Consider the following 20165-nt stretch of genomic DNA (forward strand, 5'->3'; position numbering starts at 1 on the left):
CATTAATATCTTACACCACAAGTAAATCCACTTAGACTTGTGTAGCTAACAACAGCCCCACTATGTGGAGAGTGAATAACTCTACCACCACCTACGTAGATTCCTACATGACCTGGACGCCAAACAATATCACCTGGTTTTACTTTAGATAGAGAAATTGTTCTTCCTCCACTCTTTTGTGCACTAGATGTACGCGGGATACTCTTACCGTTTTTACGATATACCCATTGAGTAAATCCTGAACAGTCAAATGAACTTGGTCCAGTCGCACCCCATTTGTATGGGCATCCTAATCGTGATTTTGCAGTAGCTACCATTCCTTTATTAGGAGCAATATCATCTGGATTAACAACTGTGACTTTCAAAGATTTAGAAGTTGAATTTCCAGCTTTATCTGACACACTGTATGTGACTGTATACTTACCAGCTTTTTTTGTGTTAACAGAACTACTGATTTTGACTTTAGAAGTCAGATTTCCATCTTTGTTGTCAGTTGCACTCTCTAGATATTTCTTAGCACTAAAGCTCTTACCTTTTGTAATTTCAACTGAAGATTTAGATAAACTAATCTTCGGTGCACTTAAGTCACCAACATTTACTGTTAATGATTTTTCAGATGTATTTCCAGAAGAATCTTTAGCAGTAATTTTTAAAGTTGTTTTACCATCCTTTTTCGTATTTACTGTTCCATCTACATCAATAGATTTAACAGTCTTATCAAAGTTATCTGAAACTTTGACATAATCTGAATAGTCAAACTGAGAACCATAGTCTACTGTAACTGTAGATCCCTTCTTGTAACTAATCGTAGGTGCAGTTGTATCTGAAACATAGAATTCAAATGTTTGTTGTGTTGTATTTCCGGCATTATCAGAAACACTCAATTCAATCATTTGTGATCCTAATTTTGAAGTATCAAGTTTCTTATTTGTTTCAATGAATGGTGTGACATCACCATCAACATTGTCTGAAGCATTGACATATTGTGCCACATCTTTACTTCCATTCGCTTCCACATTAATAACATAACCTTGACTTCCACCTACTGGCTTCAATTCAGGAGCTGTTTTATCAACAACTTCTACTTGAACAACCTTTGTACTTATATTTGAGAACATATCGGTTGCAGTTACTTCGACGTTATATATACCTAATTGATATGCATCATATGATGTATCATCAATCTTTACATCCATAGCGTCTAGGGAATCACGATTATCAGAAATAGCGAACATCGTCTTATCTAGCTTTGTTCCATAAAGAACTTCAATCTTATTAGCTTCGATTGTTGGTTTTTCTTTATCAACAGCTGCATAACCAACCAAACCAAATGTTGAAATACATAACATCGGAATGAACATGGCTTTACGTTTTAAAACATGTTCTTGCATCATTTCTAATAAATTCGTCTTAATATTACTATCCATTCGTTGCCTCCTTTCAATAATATACCCAATTAGAATTATAAAACAACGTTCACAAAAAGTCCACAACTTTCTTAAGAAATTCTTAAGAAATTGAAATTATATTGATTAAATCAATGTTTTTTTAATTAACTTTTTTTGAATTTATAACTATTTTCATACAAATTATGAACTCATTTGTCCATATTTAATCATATTTTGACAGTTTTTTCATAAAATAAAATACAAAAAGGAGAATGTTATGATTATTGTCTATTTTTCAATTTATTGTTTTTTAGGATATTGGCTTGAGTCTTTTTATGTTTCATTATTTCAAAAAAAATGGTGTTCCTCTGGATTATTGAAAGGTCCATATATTCCCTTATATGGTTTTGGTGCCTGTATCCTCATTCTTTGTCAGCCTGTTTTGATAACTTTACCCGTTGTTTTTACTTGTCTTATAGGTGGTATCTTGATGACACTTTTAGAACTTGTAAGCAGTTATTATATCGAAAAATGTTTTCATACACGTTGTTGGGATTATTCACATCATCACTTGCATTATCAAGGAAGGATATGTTTATCATACTTTTTATTATGGTGTGTTTTAAGTGGTGTATTTCTTTATCATATACATCCTTTCATCACTTCATTATCCCTATCACATGATGCCTGTTATCTTTGCAGTCTGATATATATTTCTTTTATTTTAAAAGCCTATGGTGAACGCCTTTTTCCCTCTCAAAAAAAGGGTATTAAAATTCATTAAAAAAGAAGATCATTCCAATCTTCTTTAACCAAGATAAGCTTCTCTTACCTTTGGATTATTTGCCACTTCATTGGCTTTCCCTGACACAATCACATTTCCAGTTTCAAGGACATAAGCACGATCAGCAATTGAAAGTGCTTTATTTGCGTTTTGTTCAACTAATAACACCGTTACTCCATCTTTATTAATACTTTTAATAATGTCAAAAATTTCATTAACCAAAATAGGTGATAACCCCATTGATGGTTCATCTAACAATAATAGCGTTGGTTTTGACATTAATGCGCGCCCCATTGCTAACATCTGCTGTTCTCCACCTGACAGTGTTCCAGCCAATTGATTTCTACGTTCCTTTAAACGTGGAAATCTTTGATAAACCTTTTCTAAATCTTGTCCTATTTTATTATCCGTACGTAAATAAGCACCCATTTCCAAATTATCTTGAACCGTTAATTGAGCAAAAATACGTCTACCCTCAGGAACTTGAGCTAAATTTTTGGCAATAATTTTATGTGCAGGAAGTTTTGTAATCTCATCCCCCATAAAAGATATCGTACCACTTTTAGGTTTTACCAATCCACTAATAGCATGCATGATAGATGTCTTTCCAGCCCCATTAGCTCCAATCAAAGCCACAATCTCACCTTGATTCACTTCAAAACTTACATTTTTAATAGCATGAATCACACCATAATAAACATTTAAATGATCAACTTTTAACATGGTCATCCCCCTATTCTTCATTTCCTAAATATGCTGCAACCACATCAGGATTATTTTTAATTTCATCTGGAGTTCCAAACGCTAAGACTGTACCAAAATTTAAGACTGCAATTTTTTCACAGATCCCCATAACAAGTTTCATATCATGTTCAATCAATAAAATCGCAATAGAAAATTTTTCTCTTACAATCTTTATCGTTTCCATTAATTCTTCTGTTTCAATAGGATTCATCCCAGCTGCAGGTTCATCTAATAAAAGAAGTTTAGGTGCCGTTGCAAGTGCTCTTGCTATTTCGAGTTTACGTTGTTTTCCATATGGTAAATTTCCAGCTTTGACATCAGCATATTTTTCTAAATCAAAAACACGAAGTAAGCTCATAGCCATTTCCTGCATAGCTTCTTCACCTTTAAAATAACTTGGAAGATGAAGAATAGATGATAATAATGAATAATTTTGAGAATGATGCAATCCAACCTTAACATTATCAATAACACTCATCTTTTTGAACAATCGAATATTTTGAAATGTTCTTGCAATCCCTAATTGTGTAATTTGCGTAGGTGTCATCTTTAAAAGTGACTTCCCATCAAAAAGTATTTGTCCACTCGTTGGTTTATAAACACCTGTCAACAAATTAAATACAGTGGTTTTTCCAGCTCCATTTGGTCCAATCAAACCATATAATTGATCTTTATCCATTTCAAAATTAAACTCATCAACAGCTTTTAAACCACCAAATTGGATTCCTAATCCCTCTGCTTTTAACAAACTCATCAGTCATCCACCTCCACAGTCTTATTCTTAAAAAATTTAGCTTTAATACGAGGCACTAAATTTTTTTCTTTGATAATCATTGCAGCAATTAAAACAATTGCATAAAGTAACATACGATAATCTGCAAATGCTCTTAAATACTCTGGCAATATCGTCATGATAATAGCTGCTATAATAGAACCTTTTAAATTTCCTAATCCACCTAATACAACCATAACTAAAATTTCTACTGATTTATTATAATCAAATGTAGAAGGAACCAGCATTCCCATATATTGAGCATATAATCCTCCTGCAATCCCTGCAAAAAAAGCTGAAATAGCAAAAGCTAAGATCTTATAATATGATGTAGGAATACCAGACAACTCACTGGCTGTTTCATCTTCACAAATAGAAATAATGGCACGCCCATGACGTGATTTAACAATACAGTAAATGACATAGATTGTAATCACAGCACTTAAAAAATAGACAGAAAAATCAATATTCATTGCTTGAAATCCCATCAATCCTTTGGCACCATTTGTAATACTTAAATTAAGCATAATAACACGTATGATTTCATTAAATGCTAAAGTAATGATACAAAGATAATCACCTTTTAATCTTAATGTTGGTATACCAATAACAACGCCAATCAGGCAGGCAGCAATAGCACCAATCAATAAGCTTAATAAAAATGGGAAATGAAGATATAAACTACATAAAGCAGATGTATAAGCTCCTACGGACATAAATCCAGCATGTCCTAAAGTTAACTGTCCTAAATAACCACTCGCTAAATTCAAGCTTGTTGCTAAAATAACATTGATACAAGCCATAATGAGAATTCCTGACCAATAATAGTCAACAATTCCAGCACTCATTAAAAACATAATGATTCCATAAATAATCAGCGCCATGATAAAGGATATAATCAAATCTTTTATTTGTTTCTTTTTCATCCCTATCACCTACACTTTCTCTCTCATATTCTGACCAAACAATCCTGCTGGTTTAACTAATAAAATAAAGATTAAAATACCAAAAACAACTGCATCTGAAAAAGCAGATGAAATATATGAAATTGTAAATGCTTCAGCAACACCAATAATCAATCCACCTACCATTGCTCCTGGAATGCTTCCAATTCCACCAAGAACAGCTGCTATAAAAGCTTTGATACCTAACATGGCACCTAAATATGGATTAATCAAAGAATAACTCATACCATAAATAATACCTGCAATAGCTCCTAAACCAGAACCAATGGCGAATGTTAGAGAAATGGTTGTATTCACATTGATTCCCATTAATTCTGCAGCTCCTCGATCTTCACTGACAGCACGCATTGCTTTTCCCAATTTTGTTTTGTTTATAAACAAAAGCAATGATCCAGTACAAATAAAAGTTAAGATAAGTGAAAGCAAAGCGACATACGTAATATGAGCTCCAAAAAAAGATACTGTACCACTAGGCATATATTGAGGAAAAGTTCTGGCAGCAGAGCCAAATAAAATCAAAAATAAGTTCTGTAACAGATAACTGACACCAATAGCAGTAATTAAAACAGCTAAACTCCCACTATTTCTAAGGGGCTTATAAGCCACTTTTTCTGTCACAACACCTAATAAAGCACATCCAGCAATTGCTACTAAAACACTGACAATAATGGGTGTCTGCACCATAGTTGTCATCACATAAGCCAGATATGCACCAACCATAATAATTTCACCATGAGCAAAATTGATCATTTTAGCAATCCCATATACCATTGTATAACCAATGGCAACAAGTGCATACATTCCACCCGTACTCAATCCATTGATGATTTGTGTTAAAAATTCCATTTGTAAACCTCCTGACTTAAAAAAATAAAGGAGAAAAATCTCCTTTATTTTTCTTCTAATCTAAATAACTATATTCACCATTTTTAATAGTTTTAACAACCAATTCTTTTGTTGGATTATGTTGATCATCAAATTCAAAATGACCTGTAATACCATCATAATTTGTCTTTTCTAACTGTTCACAAATTTTAGCATAATCAGTTGTTCCAGCAGCTTCAACGGCTTTTAATAATACCCAAGTTGCATCATAAGCCATTGTTCCAAACATGTTTGTATCACTGTTATATTTTTCTTTATATTTAGCTACATAATTTTGTACATCTTCTACACGGTCATCGAATGTATTTGTATAATAAGCTCCATTGAAAATAGATTTATCAACATCTTTAACTGATAAAACGCCATCCCAACCATCAGTTCCTAAGAATGTACCGTTGTAACCAGCATTTTTAAATTGACCAACCATAGTTGCAATCATTTCATAATAATCTGGAATATAAACAGCATCTGCACCTGATTGTTTTACTTTTGTAATATAGCTTCCAAAATCTTTTGTATCCTTTGGATATTTTTCTTGTAATACAATTTGTGTACCATCTTTATTTGCCTGAGCAACAAATGAATCTGTACATCCCTGACTATAATCACTACCACTATTTGTTAAAATAGCAACCTTCTTAACATTAATACGACCATCACCAATAGCTGTCGCAATTGTCTGACCACCCATTGAGTCATTAGAGCATGTTCTAAAATAATTGCTTCTTGTACTTCCATCATTATTTAAAGTAATACTATCACCAGAAGTACTTGGTGAAACAATTGGTGTTCCATCAGCTTTAGATGCCTCTCCTAAAGCTAAACCTTCAGCCGTAATAACCGGACCAACAATTCCAACAACCTTTTCACCAACTAATTTTTTATAAGCATTTACAGCATCTGTTTCCTTACCTTGAGAATCTTCAGCTAGTAATTCTACTTTATATTTTGCATCATCAGAATTATTATAATCTTCTATGGCAAGTTCAATAGTATTTTTAACTGGAATTCCATAAGTTGATGTTTCTCCAGTTAATGGACCAACAAATCCAATTTTAATTGTATCCCCATCTTTTAATTCTGTAGCCGAAGAACCACCAGTTCCTCCACCACAAGCAACCAACATACTTGACACAGCCATTAAAGACATAACTTTTTTTATATTCATATATCTCTCCCCTTTTTTTAAATATATTCATTATTATACTTATCATTTGATACAAGTCAATAAAAAATAATATTATTTTTTAAATATTCTAAAAATAATAAAAATATTTATTTATTTAATAAAAAATATATTATTTTATAAAACAAGGAGTGGATGATTCCACTCCCTATTCAATACTCTTTAAAGATTCCACCATATCAACCTTATTTAAAACATGTCGCATTGTGAAATTAATAAAATAAGTAAAACCTAAAGTCATAATAATAGCATATATATAACTACTGATATTTAATTGTCTAACAAACATTGTCATATCCAATTCCACCGTCAAAATAATAAACTTGTGAAGGAAATAACCAAAAATCATTCCCAGTAAAGAACCAATCACTGATAAAAGAACATTTTCTCTAAAGATATAGTCATAAACTTCTTTACGTCTAAAACCTAAAACTTTAATCGTTGCAATCTCACTTTTACGTTCTTGAATATTAATATTTGTCAAGTTATAAAGGACAATGAAATTTAAAGCTCCTGCACAGACAATCAAAATAACAACAACCAGATTTACACTTTGAACCTGTTTATCAAATTCTTCACCAATTGATGATACATTGGTTAAATTTCCATAACCTTTGTCCTGCATATAAGCTTCCAGTGTTTTTTGACTCGAAGCACGATCATCCTGTAAAATCAAGAACGCATTATTCACTTCCAGATCCTGTAATGTCAATGATTCATATAAAGTCTGGGACATATAAATATAATTCATAAAATAGTTTTCTGTGATACCTGAAACCTTTACACTATACTTTGTTTCATTGAGTTCAATATCAATTGTATCATTATCTTCCACACCAAGCAATTCAGCTGCTTTTGCGGTTAAAATAACACCTTCATCATCAAGAACTAAATCTTTATATGTCTGATAATTTCTAAACTGAACAAAGTTTTTCATATTATCCATTGATTGATAAACAATTAATGAACCATATAAATCTTCTTTATCTTTTAAGATATTAATACTCTTATTTAAAACATATTCCACATTTGCAACTTCGCTACGATTCAATAAATCTTTTTGATAATTCTGTGCTGTTTTGGTTGAAACACTATCTTCTAAACGAACAAGATAATCATATGTAAAAACATCTTGATATTGTTTATCAACAACCTGTGATACAGAAGATTTAACACCAAAGCCGGTAATAATTAAAGCTGTACATCCAGCAATCCCAATCACAGACATAAAGAAGCGTTTCTTATATCTAAAAATATTACGCATTGTTACTTTCTGATTGAAAGACAAACGACGCCATAACCAATGAATTCTTTCCAAAAGAATACGTTTTCCAACTTTTGGTGCTTTAGGTCGCATTAAGACCGCTGGCATCAAATTCAATTCACTCATACAAACAAAGAGTGTGACTGCCAAAATAACAAATACCGATATAAAAACTGTTTCCAGCAAAACCCATGTACTGGCATAAATCGAAATAGGTGCATCCACTTGAAATAACATTAAATTATATAAATAATAAATAATACGTGGGAAAAATTGTGTTCCAGAAACAATTCCTAAAATACAGGCAAAAAAGGTTGCAAAAATAACATATATGATATATTGCTTCATGACATCCCATTTAGAATAACCTAAAGCACGTAATGTTCCACTTTGACTTCTTTGTTCTTCCACCATTCTCGTCATTGTTGTTAATGAAACCAAAGCTGATACAAGGAAGAACATTAATGGGAAAATATCTGCAATAGAAGAAATAGAATCCTTATTAGAATCAAAATTCACAAGTCCTGAATTTTCATGACGTGTTAAAGTATAAAGCCTTCCTTTAGGAATCTGATCCACTTGATCTCTGGCTTCATCTAACTGCGATTTTGCCTGATCTAATTTGTCTTGAGCTTTTTCTAATTCATTATTTGTTTTCAGTTCTTCTAAAGTCAATTGATTTTCTTGTTGTTGAATTTCAAGCTTAGCCTTTTCAATCGCAATAGAAGCTTCATTCAATTGCGTCAATCCATCTAATGAGGAAGATGCATTTTTAAGAATATCTCCCATTTTTTCTAAACTAGCTATTGATTTTTGCACTTCTGGAGAAATATTTTCAGTATTTTCATTTTGATAATTCTCAAGTTCTTTTTGTAAACTTTCTAAATTTCCTTTTAACTCCTCACTCGTACTTTCAATTGTTTCTAACATGTCTTGAATTTGTGAAGATGCTGTTGATTGAGCTTTTAAATATTCAGCTTCTTTTGTAGCCAATGTGATTTTCGCATTCGTTAATTGAATTTTAGCCTCTAATATCTTTTCATCAAACAAATCTTTAGAATCACTATATGTCTGATAACCTTCATCATATTCTTTTTGGGCTTCATCTAATTTTGTTTTGGCATCACTTGTCAAATCTTCATACAAGCGACTCATTTTTAATGATAAAGTACTTTTTATTTTTGTATTCACATCTTCAATATAATCATCATATGCCTCACTGAAAACATTATATTCTTTAGCTCCCTTTACACAGACAGAAATCTGATTATATAAAATATCTTCATCACGTAATTCATAAAGATCTTCTGGCATAGCTAAAAAATCATTGTTTTCATTTAAAATTTCAATATATCCAGCATTCGTTCCATCACCCAAAGTATTCGTTCCACGATCCGTAATAGCAATATAACGAACATCATTCACAACACCAACGATTTTAAAAGTCTTTTCACCTTGATCATTATGAATAGAAATCTCGTCACCAATCTGATAATCTTCTGCCAGCATTTCTTCATCAATGACACATTCATTGTCTTTTTGAGGATAACGCCCATCAACCAGATAAGGTTGATTAAGCATATCTTGATCATATTGTTCACTGGCGTAAACAGTAACTCCTGCCAGTGAATCATTATGATGAATCAAAGCATCAAATTGATAACCATATTGAATATCTTCAATACCCGATATATTTTGAATTTCACTAATATCATCTTTGGAAAAACCTAATGATGCCATATATGTTAAATCAGCATAATGGTGTTTGTCCAAGTAATGATCCATTGATTGAGTCATTGTTCCCGGTGTATTTCTTAACCCTGCAAAAAAAGCCGCACCTAAAAATACAATCGCAAAAATGGAAAAAAATCTTGCTTTAGATGTTAAAATTGTTTTTCTGAGATTTTTCCAATAAGCTTTTTTCTTTCTTTTTACCATTCAATTTCCTCGATTGGTTGTGGGTTTTCATTGATTTCAACCCCATTGACCTTTCCATTTTTTAAATGAATCACACGATCTGCCATCGGTGCTAAAGCAGAGTTATGAGTAATCACAATGACTGTCATCTGATAAGTATCACACATTTCCCTTAATAAAGATAAAATTGCCTTCCCCGTCTGATAATCCAATGCTCCAGTTGGTTCATCACATAACAAAAGTTTTGGATTTTTAGCAATCGCTCTTGCTATGGCAACACGTTGTTGTTCCCCACCAGATAATTGTGCAGGAAAGTTCATCATTCGATCAGCTAAACCAACACGCTCTAAAACATTTCTGGCATCCAAAGGTTTTTGAGAAATCTGTGATGCTAATTCGACATTTTCTAAAGCCGTTAAGTTTTGTACAAGGTTATAAAACTGAAATACAAACCCTATATCATTACGGCGATATTCTGTTAATTTCTTTTCATCATATAAAGCAATATTTTCGCCATCAACAAGAATAGAACCACTGGTTGGTGAATCCATTCCTCCCAGTAAATTTAAAATAGTCGTCTTTCCAGCTCCAGAAGCCCCAACAATGACGACAAATTCCCCTCTATTCACAATAAAATTAACCCCATCACTGGCATTGATCGTTATATCCCCCATCGTATAACTTTTAACAATATTTTTAAATTCAATTAAAGCACTCATATTGATACCACCCTTTTTATAAGTGTAACATATTTTCATCTAAAAAAAAACAATGTCATCACAATAACAAAAATTTACATAATAAAAAGGAATTAAAGACAATTCCTTCCTATTTTTTTAAAATCTGTTCTGCACACATGATTCCATCAATAGCTGATGACATAATTCCTCCAGCATATCCAGCTCCTTCTCCTATTGGATATAAACCTTCCCATGATTGATAAGAAGCATCTCTTAAAATACGAACAGGTGCACTACTTCTGGCTTCAATACCTGTGATGATTGTATCTTCATCTATAAATCCATGCATTTTTTGATTCATTTGAATAAGACCATCATGCAGTGCCTGATTGATAAAATCAGGGAACAGTTCATTCAAATCACATACACGATAACCCGGACGATAAGTTGGATTAATTTGACCTAAGGGATTCACTTCATGATGTAAATAATCCTGCACTCTTTGTACTGGTGCAAAGTTATTGCTCCCACCCAATTCAAAAGCCTTATGTTCAAGTTCTCTTTGAAAGGCAATACCAGCTAATGGATGGGAACTTTCAAAATCATCCGTTGATACTGTAACCAGAATGGCACTATTGGCATTTTGACCATCTCTGGCATAATAACTCATCCCATTGACACAAAGTGTCTGTTCTTCATGATGTGATGGTACAACAACACCACCGGGACACATACAAAATGTATAAACACCTCTTTTTCCACTTTGCACAGCCAACTTATAACTGGCCGCCTTTAAATATGGTGATGAGGCACTTTTCTTGTATTGAATCTGATTGATTTTCTGTTGCGATTGTTCAATACGAACTCCTACAGCAAAAGGCTTTTGTTGGAGAGGGATACCTTTTTGATATAGCATTTCATATGTATCTCTGGCACTATGTCCAATGGCTAAAACAAGTAAATCACTATTCAAAATCTTCTTTTGATAATTTTGTAAAACTGTTATCTGATAACCACTTTCTGTTTTTTGAAAATCAATCATTTTTGTTTCAAATAAGAAAGTGACACCTTTCGACACTAAAAACTTACGCATATTTTGAACAACCTGTCGTAAATAATCTGTTCCAATATGTGGCTTATGCAGATATAAAATATCCTCTGGTGCTCCAAACTTTACAAATGTTTCTAAAATATAGCGAATACGCTTATTTTTTACACCTGTTGTCAATTTCCCGTCTGAAAAAGTTCCTGCACCACCTTCTCCAAAAGCAATATTGCTTTCACTATGTAATAGACCATGTTCAAGCAAATCTTGAACCGCTTTTTCACGTTTTTCAATTTCCTGTCCTCTTTCTATCACTGTAACCTTTTGACCACTCATAGCCAAAACATAGGCACAAAACAGTCCGGCTGGACCACTACCGACAATCATGACTTTTTGATCATTTGATGGTAAATACTGATATTGATAAGGTTGTACTTTTTGAAGCTGAGGAAATCTTTTTAAAAACTGTTCTTCATTGGAAACAGTAAAATCAAAACTACAAATCCAATGGACATTTTGTCTTCTGGCATCCAAAGATTGTTTGACAAGCGAAACATTTTGAATTTCTTTTTCACGAACATTTAAACTTTGAGAAATGATTTTTGCATAACGTTTTTCACCAAGCTTAACTTTTAAATTATGAATTCTTAACATAGACATTCCTTTCTATTGCTTTTGCAACACGATAAGCACTAGCAAAAGCAAAATGTAAATTATAACCCCCACACATCCCTGCAACATTCAAAATTTCTCCCATTGCATAAATACATGGATATTGTTTCAATTCCAAATCTTCTGTTACTTCCTTTAAAGATAGACCTCCTTTCATAACTTGGGCATAAGAAGCTTCTCTGATTCCTTTGATTTCTAATGGATAATGCTTCAATAATGATACAAGCTGGTCTATTGAAAGATACTGATATTTTTGAAATGCTTTGGCAATCTTATGATTCATCAATCCTTCTAAAAATAAAGAAGATTGTTTAGACAATAATTGACATAACTGATTGTGACTTAATTCATCAAAAAAATCAATATATAATTGATAATGATGATGCTTTTGATAAAAAGATGATAATTGCATCACTGCAATTCCACTAACACCATAATCAGTAAATAATAATTCTCCTTTTTCCTGATGGATACATTTTTCATTTTCAACTAACGAAAATGTTCCTTTAACTCTTACACCTTTTAAAGATTTCAAGACAGGAGATGTATAAAATTGCACAAGCGAAGGCACTGGTTCAACTACTTTTAAATGCATTTGTTTTAAAATCTCATAACGTGATGTATTCATTCCAGAAAGTTTCCCTGCTTCACTTCCCATCGCCAATACAATAACATCAGCGATAATATTTTGAGAATTTGTTTTGATGAGATATTGATGCTTTTGTCGTTGAATTTGTAAAACTTCCTGTTCATATTGAAAGACAACCCCAGCTTCTTCACTACGCTGCATGAAAACGTTTCTCACAGACAATGCCTGTTCACTTTTAGGATAAAGCAAATCACCTTGATAAACACAATAGAGTCCTATTTTTTGCATTTGTTCAACCATATCAAAATCTTGAATAATTGATTGAACCATTTTGAGTTGATCGCTTTGATAATATTGTGAATGCATCTTTCTATTGGATAGATTACATCTTCCATTTCCTGTAGCTAATAATTTTTTTAATGGGGATTTATTTTGTTCTAAAACTATGATTTGATTTTGGGGCATTTGTTGTTTTAATAAAAGTGATAAATAAACACCAGATGCTCCTGCTCCAACAATAACAATTTTTTTCACGGCAGACTCCTTTCTTTAATCTCTCATGATGAAATATAGTGATTATACCATTTTTTATTGAAAAATCACTAAAAAATGTTTATAATACTAAAGGAATTTTTAAAGGAGGCGTTTAATCATGGGTAGAGCACATGAAGTGCGTAAAGTTGCAATGGCAAAAACAGCTGCCAAAAAAGCAAAATTATATTCACGATATGGAAAAGAAATTTATTTAACAGCGAAAGCTGGTGGACCAGAATTAGATGGAAATTTAGCATTAAGACGTTTAGTAGACAAAGCAAAAAAAGAACAAGTTCCTGCTGATGTTATTAAACGTGCTATTGATAAAGTCAAAAGTGGTGTGACTGAAAATTATGAACCTATTCAATTTGAAGGTTTTGGTCCAGGTAATTCTACATTAATCGTGAAATGTTTAACAGATAATATCAATCGTACAATATCACAAGTTCGTCCAGCATTTACAAAAGCAAAATCTAAATTAGGAGCTGAAGGTTCTGTTGCTTATTTATATAATGTTGAAAGTACAGTTATTTTAAGTGGTATGAGTGAAGATGAAGTATTAGAAGCATTAGTGATGGGAGATGTTGATGCTAAAGACATTACAACATTAGAAGATGGACGTATTAAAATCACTGGTGAACCAACAGATTTAAATAAAATTAAAACTGCTATTGAAGCTGTTAAAGAAGATATTGAATTTGATGTAGATGATATTACAACAACACCTCAAGAATATGTTGAACTTGAAGGTGATGATATGATGTTATTTGATAGATTAATGGGATTATTAAATGATTGTGATGATGTTGATGAAGTTTATCACAATGTTTCAAATTATGATGACGGAGAAGAAGAATAACATGTTTGCATGTTATCTTTTTTTATATGAAAGTTACACATTTATATCATAGTGGTTGTTTAGTCGAGTTAGACAATCATTTGCTTTTATTTGATTATTATCAAGGTGAACTTCACCTTAATCAAGAGAAACCTCTTTATGTTTTTGTTTCTCATCGTCATTATGATCATTATAATCCCAATATTTTTAAAATTCATCATCCTCAAATCACTTATATTTTATCCAATACACTGCGTCATAAATATGATGCATATTATGTAGATATACATCAAACTTATCAAATAGATGATTTATCTATTTCCACACTGCTTTCTACTGATGAAGGATGTGCTTTTCTTGTCCATGTGGAAAATCAGACAATATATCATGCTGGTGATCTTCATTGGTGGCATTGGGAAGGTGAACCAGAACAAGACAATATATATCAAAAACAGACTTACCTCCAAGAAATCTGTTCTATCAAAGAACCAGTTGACCTTGCTTGTGTTGTTGTGGATATCCGTCAAGAAAAAGACTATTTATTAGGCTTAAATGCTTTTTTAAAACAAGTTCCTACAAAATACATTTTACCAATTCACTATTTTGGACATTACGAAACAACAAAACTTCTCTTACAAGAACATTTAAATAATCCCTATCATGCTCAAATCCTGCCTGTTACCCATCAAAATCAGACATTTGAAATTCTCGTATAAAAAGAACCTTTTGCACAAAGGTTCTTTGCTCATTTTTGTGGTACAATTTCCAGCCAGTAATCATCAGGATCATGAATAAAATAAAGTCCCATTGCTTCATTTTCAAAACATATGCATCCCATGTCTTGATGCAATTGATGATATGCTTCATAATCATCAACAACAAAACAAATATGACTTTCATTTTCACCTAATTCATAAGCCTGTGGATGATCTTTTAGCCATGTCAATTCTAATTGAAAAGAGGCTTCACAATCAGTCAGATAAACAAGTTTAAAACTTCCATCCGATGCTTCCTTTTCTCTGACAACAGTAAGTCCTAATGCTTTTTGATAAAATGTGATACTTTTTTCTAAGTTTGTAACATTAATATTACAATGATTAAATACAGCTTTCATGTCGTCCTCCTATTCTTCATCTGGAAATACCGTTGTAATAATAGGTCTTCCTTCTCTATCAACTAATACTGTCAGTCCTGCACCAACGGAATTACTATGAAAAAGATAATTCACACCTGTTTCTTTATCAACCCATATTTCAGAAGTTTGAAGTATTTTTTCTGAACTATAAGTTTTTATAAATCTCTCATATTTTTTTGCCATAATCTTCTCCTTTTTTTAAATTATAACAAAAGAGAAGTCTAAATAAAAATATTATTTCATATATTTTAAGGATTTTAGCACTTTTAAAATCATAGTGCTAAAAGTTCATATTCAGTTCATATATCATGCTATAATAATAGTTGTTAGCAAACAAGATATATGAGTGCTAAATAAGGAGGAATACAAATGTTAAAACCATTACATGATTATGTGATATTAAAAAAAGAAAAGGCTGAAACACAGACAGCCAGTGGAATCATTTTAACGAGTCCAAAGGAACAAGCTAGTAATCAAGCAACAGTTGTTGCTGTTGGACCTAAATGTGATGATCATTTAAAAGAAGGTATGACAGTTATTTTCAAAGAATATTCTGGAACGAAGTTTAAAGATAATGACGATGAATATATGATTTTAGAAGAAGAAGATATTTTAGCTATTGTTGAATAGGAGGAATTAAGATGAGTAAAGAAATTCGTTTTTCTAAAGATGTAAGAGATGCTATGTTAAATGGTGTCAATACTTTAGCAGATGCTGTAAAAGTAACAATTGGTCCTAAAGGACGTAATGTTGTTTTAGACAAAGGTTATGGTTCACCTTTAATTACGAATGATGGTGTTTCTATTGCTAAAGAAATTGAATTAGAAGATGCTTTTGAAAACATGGGAGCAAAATTAGTATATGAAGTTGCTAATAAAACAAATGATGTAGCTGGTGATGGAACAACAACAGCAACAATCTTAGCTCAAAGTATGATTCAAAATGGTTTAAAAGCTGTTGAAAAAGGTGCAAATCCTGTTTTAATGCGTGAAGGTATTGATTATGCAAGTAAGGAAGTTGCTAAATATATTTTAGATAAATCTCATAAAGTAGAAACAAGCAATGATATTGAAAGTGTCGCAACTATTTCTTCTGGAGATAAAGAAATTGGTCAATATATTGCTCAAGCAATGGAAAAAGTAGGTAGAGATGGTGTTATCAGTGTTGATGAATCTAATAGCTTTGATACTGAATTAGAAGTTGCTGAAGGTATGCAATATGATAAAGGTTATGTTTCTCCATATATGGTATCAGATAGAGAAAAAATGACTATTGATTTAGATAATCCTTTCATTATGGTAACAGATCAAAAAATCAATACTGTTCAAGAAATCTTACCAATTCTAGAACAAGTGATGCAATCTAATAAACCATTATTATTAATTGCTGATGATTTTGAACAGGAAGTCATTTCAACATTAGTTGTTAATAAATTAAGAGGAACATTTAATGTTGTGGCTACAAAAGCTCCTGGTTTTGGTGATAATCAAAAAGAAATCTTACAAGATATTGCTATTTTAACAAATGCAAAATTCTATAGTAAAGACTTAAATATGAATTTAAAAGATATGCAAATGACGGATTTAGGTTCTGCTAAAAAGATTCATATTACAAAAGATCATACAACAATGATTGGTGGTGCTGGTGATAAAGCTGCTATTGATCAACGTGTGAAAGAAATCACTGAACAGATGAATAATGCAAAACAAGAGTATGATAAGAAAAATTTTGCTGAAAGATTAGGTAAATTAAGTAATGGTGTAGCAATTATTAAAGTTGGTGGAGCTACTGAATCTGAATTAAAAGAAAAGAAATTAAGAATTGAAGATGCTTTAAATGCCACAAAAGCTGCTGTTAGTGAAGGTATTGTTATGGGTGGAGGTGTCACATTAGTGAATGCTTATGTTGCCCTTAAGAATCAATTAAAAGATACAAACGTTGATAAACAAAAAGGTATTAAAGTTGTCTTAGATGCATTACTTGCTCCAATGGGACAAATCGCAGAAAATGCTGGTTTCAACAGTGATGAAATTGTTGAACAACAAATGAAAGTTGAAGATGGACAAGGTTTCGATGCAAAAGATGGAGAATGGGTATCTATGTTTGATAAAGGTATCATTGATCCAACAAAAGTGACTCGTAGTGCTTTATTGAATGCTGCAAGTATCTCTGCTTTATTCATTACAACAGAAGCTGGTGTTGCTCCAATAAAAGAAGAAAACCCTGCTCCTGCTCCAATGGCACCTGGAGGAATGTATTAAAAAACTGGCAAATGCCAGTTTTTTTTACGTCTTTTCTTTTTTTGCATATGCAATCAAAGTCAAGATTAATAATACGACAATCACAATATAAAATAATGTGATGATAATTTGAACATACTGTATAAAAACCCAACGAGCAGGAAACGATACGAATGTTACAGAAATCACATTCATTGTTCTTAATATGTTTAAACGCTTGGATTCCTTTTCAAAATGGTGCGATAAAGCAATATTTGAAATATTCGTTAATAACTGAAACTGTATATAAATGGAAATAATATTCATAAATAGTTGTAACATATCAAAGCTCTCTATAGAAACATTTATGATCATTAAAATCCATACGATTCCATTATACACTCCTAAAATCACAATCAATGGTCTTAATAATTTTGTACTTTCCTCATATTCTCCAATCACATCAATAGCCTTATAAAAAAGATAATAACCAATCCAATCTGGAAGAAACTGAATGGTTTGAATACGAATATCAAAAACAATGAAAATAAAACCAAATATAATTTGATATAATGCACCAACATATGATTTAGCTTTCATACCATTCACCATCTTCCATGTTTATTTTGATCAGTTCTGTTGTTCCATTGATATCTATTTGTAAAGCATAAGTTTCTGGTAAACGAATGCTATTGGCCTCTTGATAATAAGATATATGTTGAAAACGATATTCTTTATCTAATGTATGATTCTCTACTTTTGCAAAAAAGAATGTTTCTTCATTTGATGAAGACTGATAATATAGCCCATAATCAGAAAAATTATCATGTTTTTCAAAATGAACATCTTCGTCTTGATTATTTAGATTTTTTAAATTCATAGAAATATATTCTATTTCATCTTGATGATGTAAAGATTGATGATTTTGATATATGACTTCTAAATACTGGTAACCACTATTGAATCTGGCTTGTGGTCTTAATTCAAAAGCATGGAGAGATGGTGTATTCATAATATCATTGCCAAAAACCTGATAACCGTTTCTGACAATCACAGTCACTTTACCACTTTGACAAGGCAATGATATAATTTTATAGATCGGAATATCATAAATTTCACTATTCATAAATGTTCTAAGATGTGTAGCATCCCCTGTTAATACTTGACCATTTTGTCTGACTTTCCAGCCACGCTCTTTTTTGATTTGTATTGGAATGATGTTATAATGTGCTATCACTCGATTATTTTCAACATCAATATTTTCATTTTGATTATAGAAACATAATTTTGCATGATATTCATGATCGTTGATTTTTTCTAAATGTATCACATCATATAAATAATAAGTAAGAGTAGATACAACTGAATCAGGTCTTTGACTGAGTACAGATCGAAAATCATGATAATCCTGTTGTGGTAAAACTGATAATAAAAACTGTTCATCATTGGAAACAATACCTTTTGCATATGTATCAATAGCACCAGCTATTGTTGGATATTCCATCATTCTTGCAGAAGCTAAAGAAAGCTGATAAGAAAAACTTTCATGCTCATAAGGATTACCTATTAAAGTATAAGAATGGAAATATCCAATTGATAAAGGAGCCAATAAAAGACATATACACAAAGAAACAATCATCATACCTTGTGGATATTTTTTAAATCTAACAATAGCTTCAATACGTTTTTTTATATTCTTTGCCCCATTGGAAAGAGAAGTTGTTCCAAAAGCATAAGGATATTTTTCATTGGTCATATTCAACAAGATTCTTCCATAATCTCTCCTTTGCTCCCCATCCAGCTTTTCCAATACTCTTTGATCACATAGACTTTCCATATCATTATGAATTTGGTCAAAGACATATTGTAGAAAAGGATTACACCAGTGAATACATCTCAAACAAGACCATATGACACATTGTAAAGAATCTTTATATTGAAGATGTAGTAACTCATGCAAAATAATTTTTTCATCTAATGTATCTTGTTTTGGTAAGACAAAAACTGGTTTGAATAGACCAAACACAAAAGCTGAAGGTATACCTTCTAAAACAAGGGCTTGACAAGATGGAAAATGATATTTTGTTTCGATTTGTTGAATTTTTTGAAAAAGTTCATCACTTGGTTTTTGACCATAAATAAAGATAATTTTTTTCAATTGGATATATTGATGCATATATCGTATCAGATGATATAAAACACCTAAAACATAGAAAACAAATAGAAAATCTGTTACGCTATGAGGAATACCAGTCACCAATGGAAAAGATGTGATATTTTTAATAGGAAGATAAATATCTATGTAAGATGAATGAAGTGATTGTTCAATGATTGTTTTCACCGCTTCGAGCAAGACATGTAACGAAGGAAAAAGAGCAAAAGGAAAGAATCCTACTGGTATTATCAAAGAGAGAAAAAGAACACTCCAGACTCCATATTGCCATCTTGGTGATAATTTATCTTGAAATATTTTCTTCAATAACAGTAATATCAAAGCAACAATAGAGATTTCTATTGTCTGCATTAAAAATCCCCAAATATTAGTCAT

19 protein-coding genes are annotated in these 20165 nt (G+C 31.7%); 5 read left to right on the plus strand and 14 right to left on the minus strand.

Translation table 11 applies throughout. The features are described 5' to 3' along the window. Positions 1-2 precede the first annotated feature (2 nt). Positions 3-1427: a C40 family peptidase gene (locus tag B5E75_RS04250; protein WP_087357549.1), complete on the minus strand. Its 1425-nt coding sequence runs from the start codon at positions 1425-1427 to the stop codon at positions 3-5. A 238-nt stretch (positions 1428-1665) separates the two neighbouring features. Between B5E75_RS04250 and B5E75_RS04255 the strand changes: the two genes are divergently transcribed. Continuing rightward, positions 1666-2172 (plus strand): putative ABC transporter permease, encoded by a 507-nt coding sequence (locus B5E75_RS04255; protein WP_211964164.1) that lies wholly within the window; start codon positions 1666-1668, stop codon positions 2170-2172. A gap of 24 nt (positions 2173-2196) precedes the next feature. Here B5E75_RS04255 and B5E75_RS04260 read toward each other — a convergent pair whose 3' ends face one another. The 9 genes from B5E75_RS04260 to B5E75_RS04300 form a co-directional block, all read right to left on the minus strand. Continuing rightward, positions 2197-2895: an ABC transporter ATP-binding protein gene (locus tag B5E75_RS04260; protein WP_087296651.1), complete on the minus strand. Its 699-nt coding sequence runs from the start codon at positions 2893-2895 to the stop codon at positions 2197-2199. Between the two features lie 10 nt (positions 2896-2905). After that, entirely contained in the window at positions 2906-3670 is a 765-nt protein-coding gene (locus B5E75_RS04265) for an ABC transporter ATP-binding protein (protein ID WP_087357550.1), read from the minus strand. After that, positions 3670-4614, minus strand: coding sequence for a branched-chain amino acid ABC transporter permease (locus tag B5E75_RS04270; protein ID WP_087296653.1), 945 nt, complete (start codon positions 4612-4614; stop codon positions 3670-3672). The genes B5E75_RS04265 and B5E75_RS04270 overlap by 1 nt, the downstream gene beginning before the upstream one ends. Before the next feature lie 9 nt (positions 4615-4623). Continuing rightward, positions 4624-5499: a branched-chain amino acid ABC transporter permease gene (locus B5E75_RS04275; protein ID WP_087357551.1), complete on the minus strand. Its 876-nt coding sequence runs from the start codon at positions 5497-5499 to the stop codon at positions 4624-4626. 55 nt (positions 5500-5554) lie between these two features. Beyond that, a complete protein-coding gene (locus tag B5E75_RS04280) occupies positions 5555-6706 on the minus strand; it encodes an ABC transporter substrate-binding protein (protein ID WP_087357552.1) in 1152 nt (383 codons plus the stop codon). Between the two features lie 166 nt (positions 6707-6872). Continuing rightward, the gene (locus B5E75_RS04285) at positions 6873-9926 is read right to left on the minus strand and encodes an ABC transporter permease (RefSeq protein ID WP_087245173.1); all 3054 of its coding nucleotides are present in this window, start codon (positions 9924-9926) and stop codon (positions 6873-6875) included. Beyond that, positions 9920-10624 (minus strand): ABC transporter ATP-binding protein, encoded by a 705-nt coding sequence (locus B5E75_RS04290; protein WP_087245171.1) that lies wholly within the window; start codon positions 10622-10624, stop codon positions 9920-9922. Before B5E75_RS04290 ends, B5E75_RS04285 begins: the two co-directional genes overlap by 7 nt. A gap of 109 nt (positions 10625-10733) precedes the next feature. Next, positions 10734-12284 carry an NAD(P)/FAD-dependent oxidoreductase gene (locus B5E75_RS04295; RefSeq protein WP_087357553.1) on the minus strand — a complete coding sequence of 517 codons (1551 nt, stop codon included), beginning with the start codon at positions 12282-12284 and terminating at the stop codon, positions 10734-10736. Then, positions 12268-13425, minus strand: a complete 1158-nt coding sequence (locus B5E75_RS04300; protein WP_087357554.1) for an aminoacetone oxidase family FAD-binding enzyme — start codon at positions 13423-13425, stop codon at positions 12268-12270. The genes B5E75_RS04295 and B5E75_RS04300 overlap by 17 nt, the downstream gene beginning before the upstream one ends. Before the next feature lie 118 nt (positions 13426-13543). Between B5E75_RS04300 and B5E75_RS04305 the strand changes: the two genes are divergently transcribed. Together B5E75_RS04305 and B5E75_RS04310 are read left to right on the plus strand one after the other, a co-directional pair. Further along, positions 13544-14284 carry a YebC/PmpR family DNA-binding transcriptional regulator gene (locus B5E75_RS04305; protein ID WP_087357555.1) on the plus strand — a complete coding sequence of 247 codons (741 nt, stop codon included), beginning with the start codon at positions 13544-13546 and terminating at the stop codon, positions 14282-14284. 26 nt (positions 14285-14310) lie between these two features. Continuing rightward, complete coding sequence (locus B5E75_RS04310; RefSeq protein WP_087357592.1) at positions 14311-14979, plus strand: MBL fold metallo-hydrolase; 669 nt, start codon at positions 14311-14313, stop codon at positions 14977-14979. Positions 14980-15008: 29 nt separating this feature from the next. Here B5E75_RS04310 and B5E75_RS04315 read toward each other — a convergent pair whose 3' ends face one another. Next, positions 15009-15377 (minus strand): VOC family protein, encoded by a 369-nt coding sequence (locus B5E75_RS04315; protein ID WP_087357556.1) that lies wholly within the window; start codon positions 15375-15377, stop codon positions 15009-15011. Positions 15378-15386: 9 nt separating this feature from the next. Beyond that, positions 15387-15581, minus strand: coding sequence for a DUF6440 family protein (locus B5E75_RS04320; RefSeq protein WP_087304130.1), 195 nt, complete (start codon positions 15579-15581; stop codon positions 15387-15389). A 186-nt stretch (positions 15582-15767) separates the two neighbouring features. Here B5E75_RS04320 and B5E75_RS04325 point away from each other — a divergent pair, with 186 nt between their 5' ends. Together B5E75_RS04325 and groL are read left to right on the plus strand one after the other, a co-directional pair. Next, positions 15768-16028, plus strand: a complete 261-nt coding sequence (locus B5E75_RS04325) for a co-chaperone GroES (protein WP_087357557.1) — start codon at positions 15768-15770, stop codon at positions 16026-16028. Between the two features lie 11 nt (positions 16029-16039). Further along, the gene (gene groL / locus B5E75_RS04330; protein WP_087357558.1) at positions 16040-17659 is read left to right on the plus strand and encodes a chaperonin GroEL; all 1620 of its coding nucleotides are present in this window, start codon (positions 16040-16042) and stop codon (positions 17657-17659) included. Between the two features lie 24 nt (positions 17660-17683). Here groL and B5E75_RS04335 read toward each other — a convergent pair whose 3' ends face one another. Further along, positions 17684-18217, minus strand: coding sequence for a hypothetical protein (locus B5E75_RS04335; RefSeq protein WP_087357559.1), 534 nt, complete (start codon positions 18215-18217; stop codon positions 17684-17686). After that, a complete protein-coding gene (locus B5E75_RS04340; RefSeq protein ID WP_087357560.1) occupies positions 18207-20165 on the minus strand; it encodes a M56 family metallopeptidase in 1959 nt (652 codons plus the stop codon). The genes B5E75_RS04335 and B5E75_RS04340 overlap by 11 nt, the downstream gene beginning before the upstream one ends.

The organism is Massiliimicrobium timonense (assembly GCF_002160865.1).
GTDB lineage: Bacteria > Bacillota_I > Bacilli_A > Erysipelotrichales > Coprobacillaceae > Allocoprobacillus.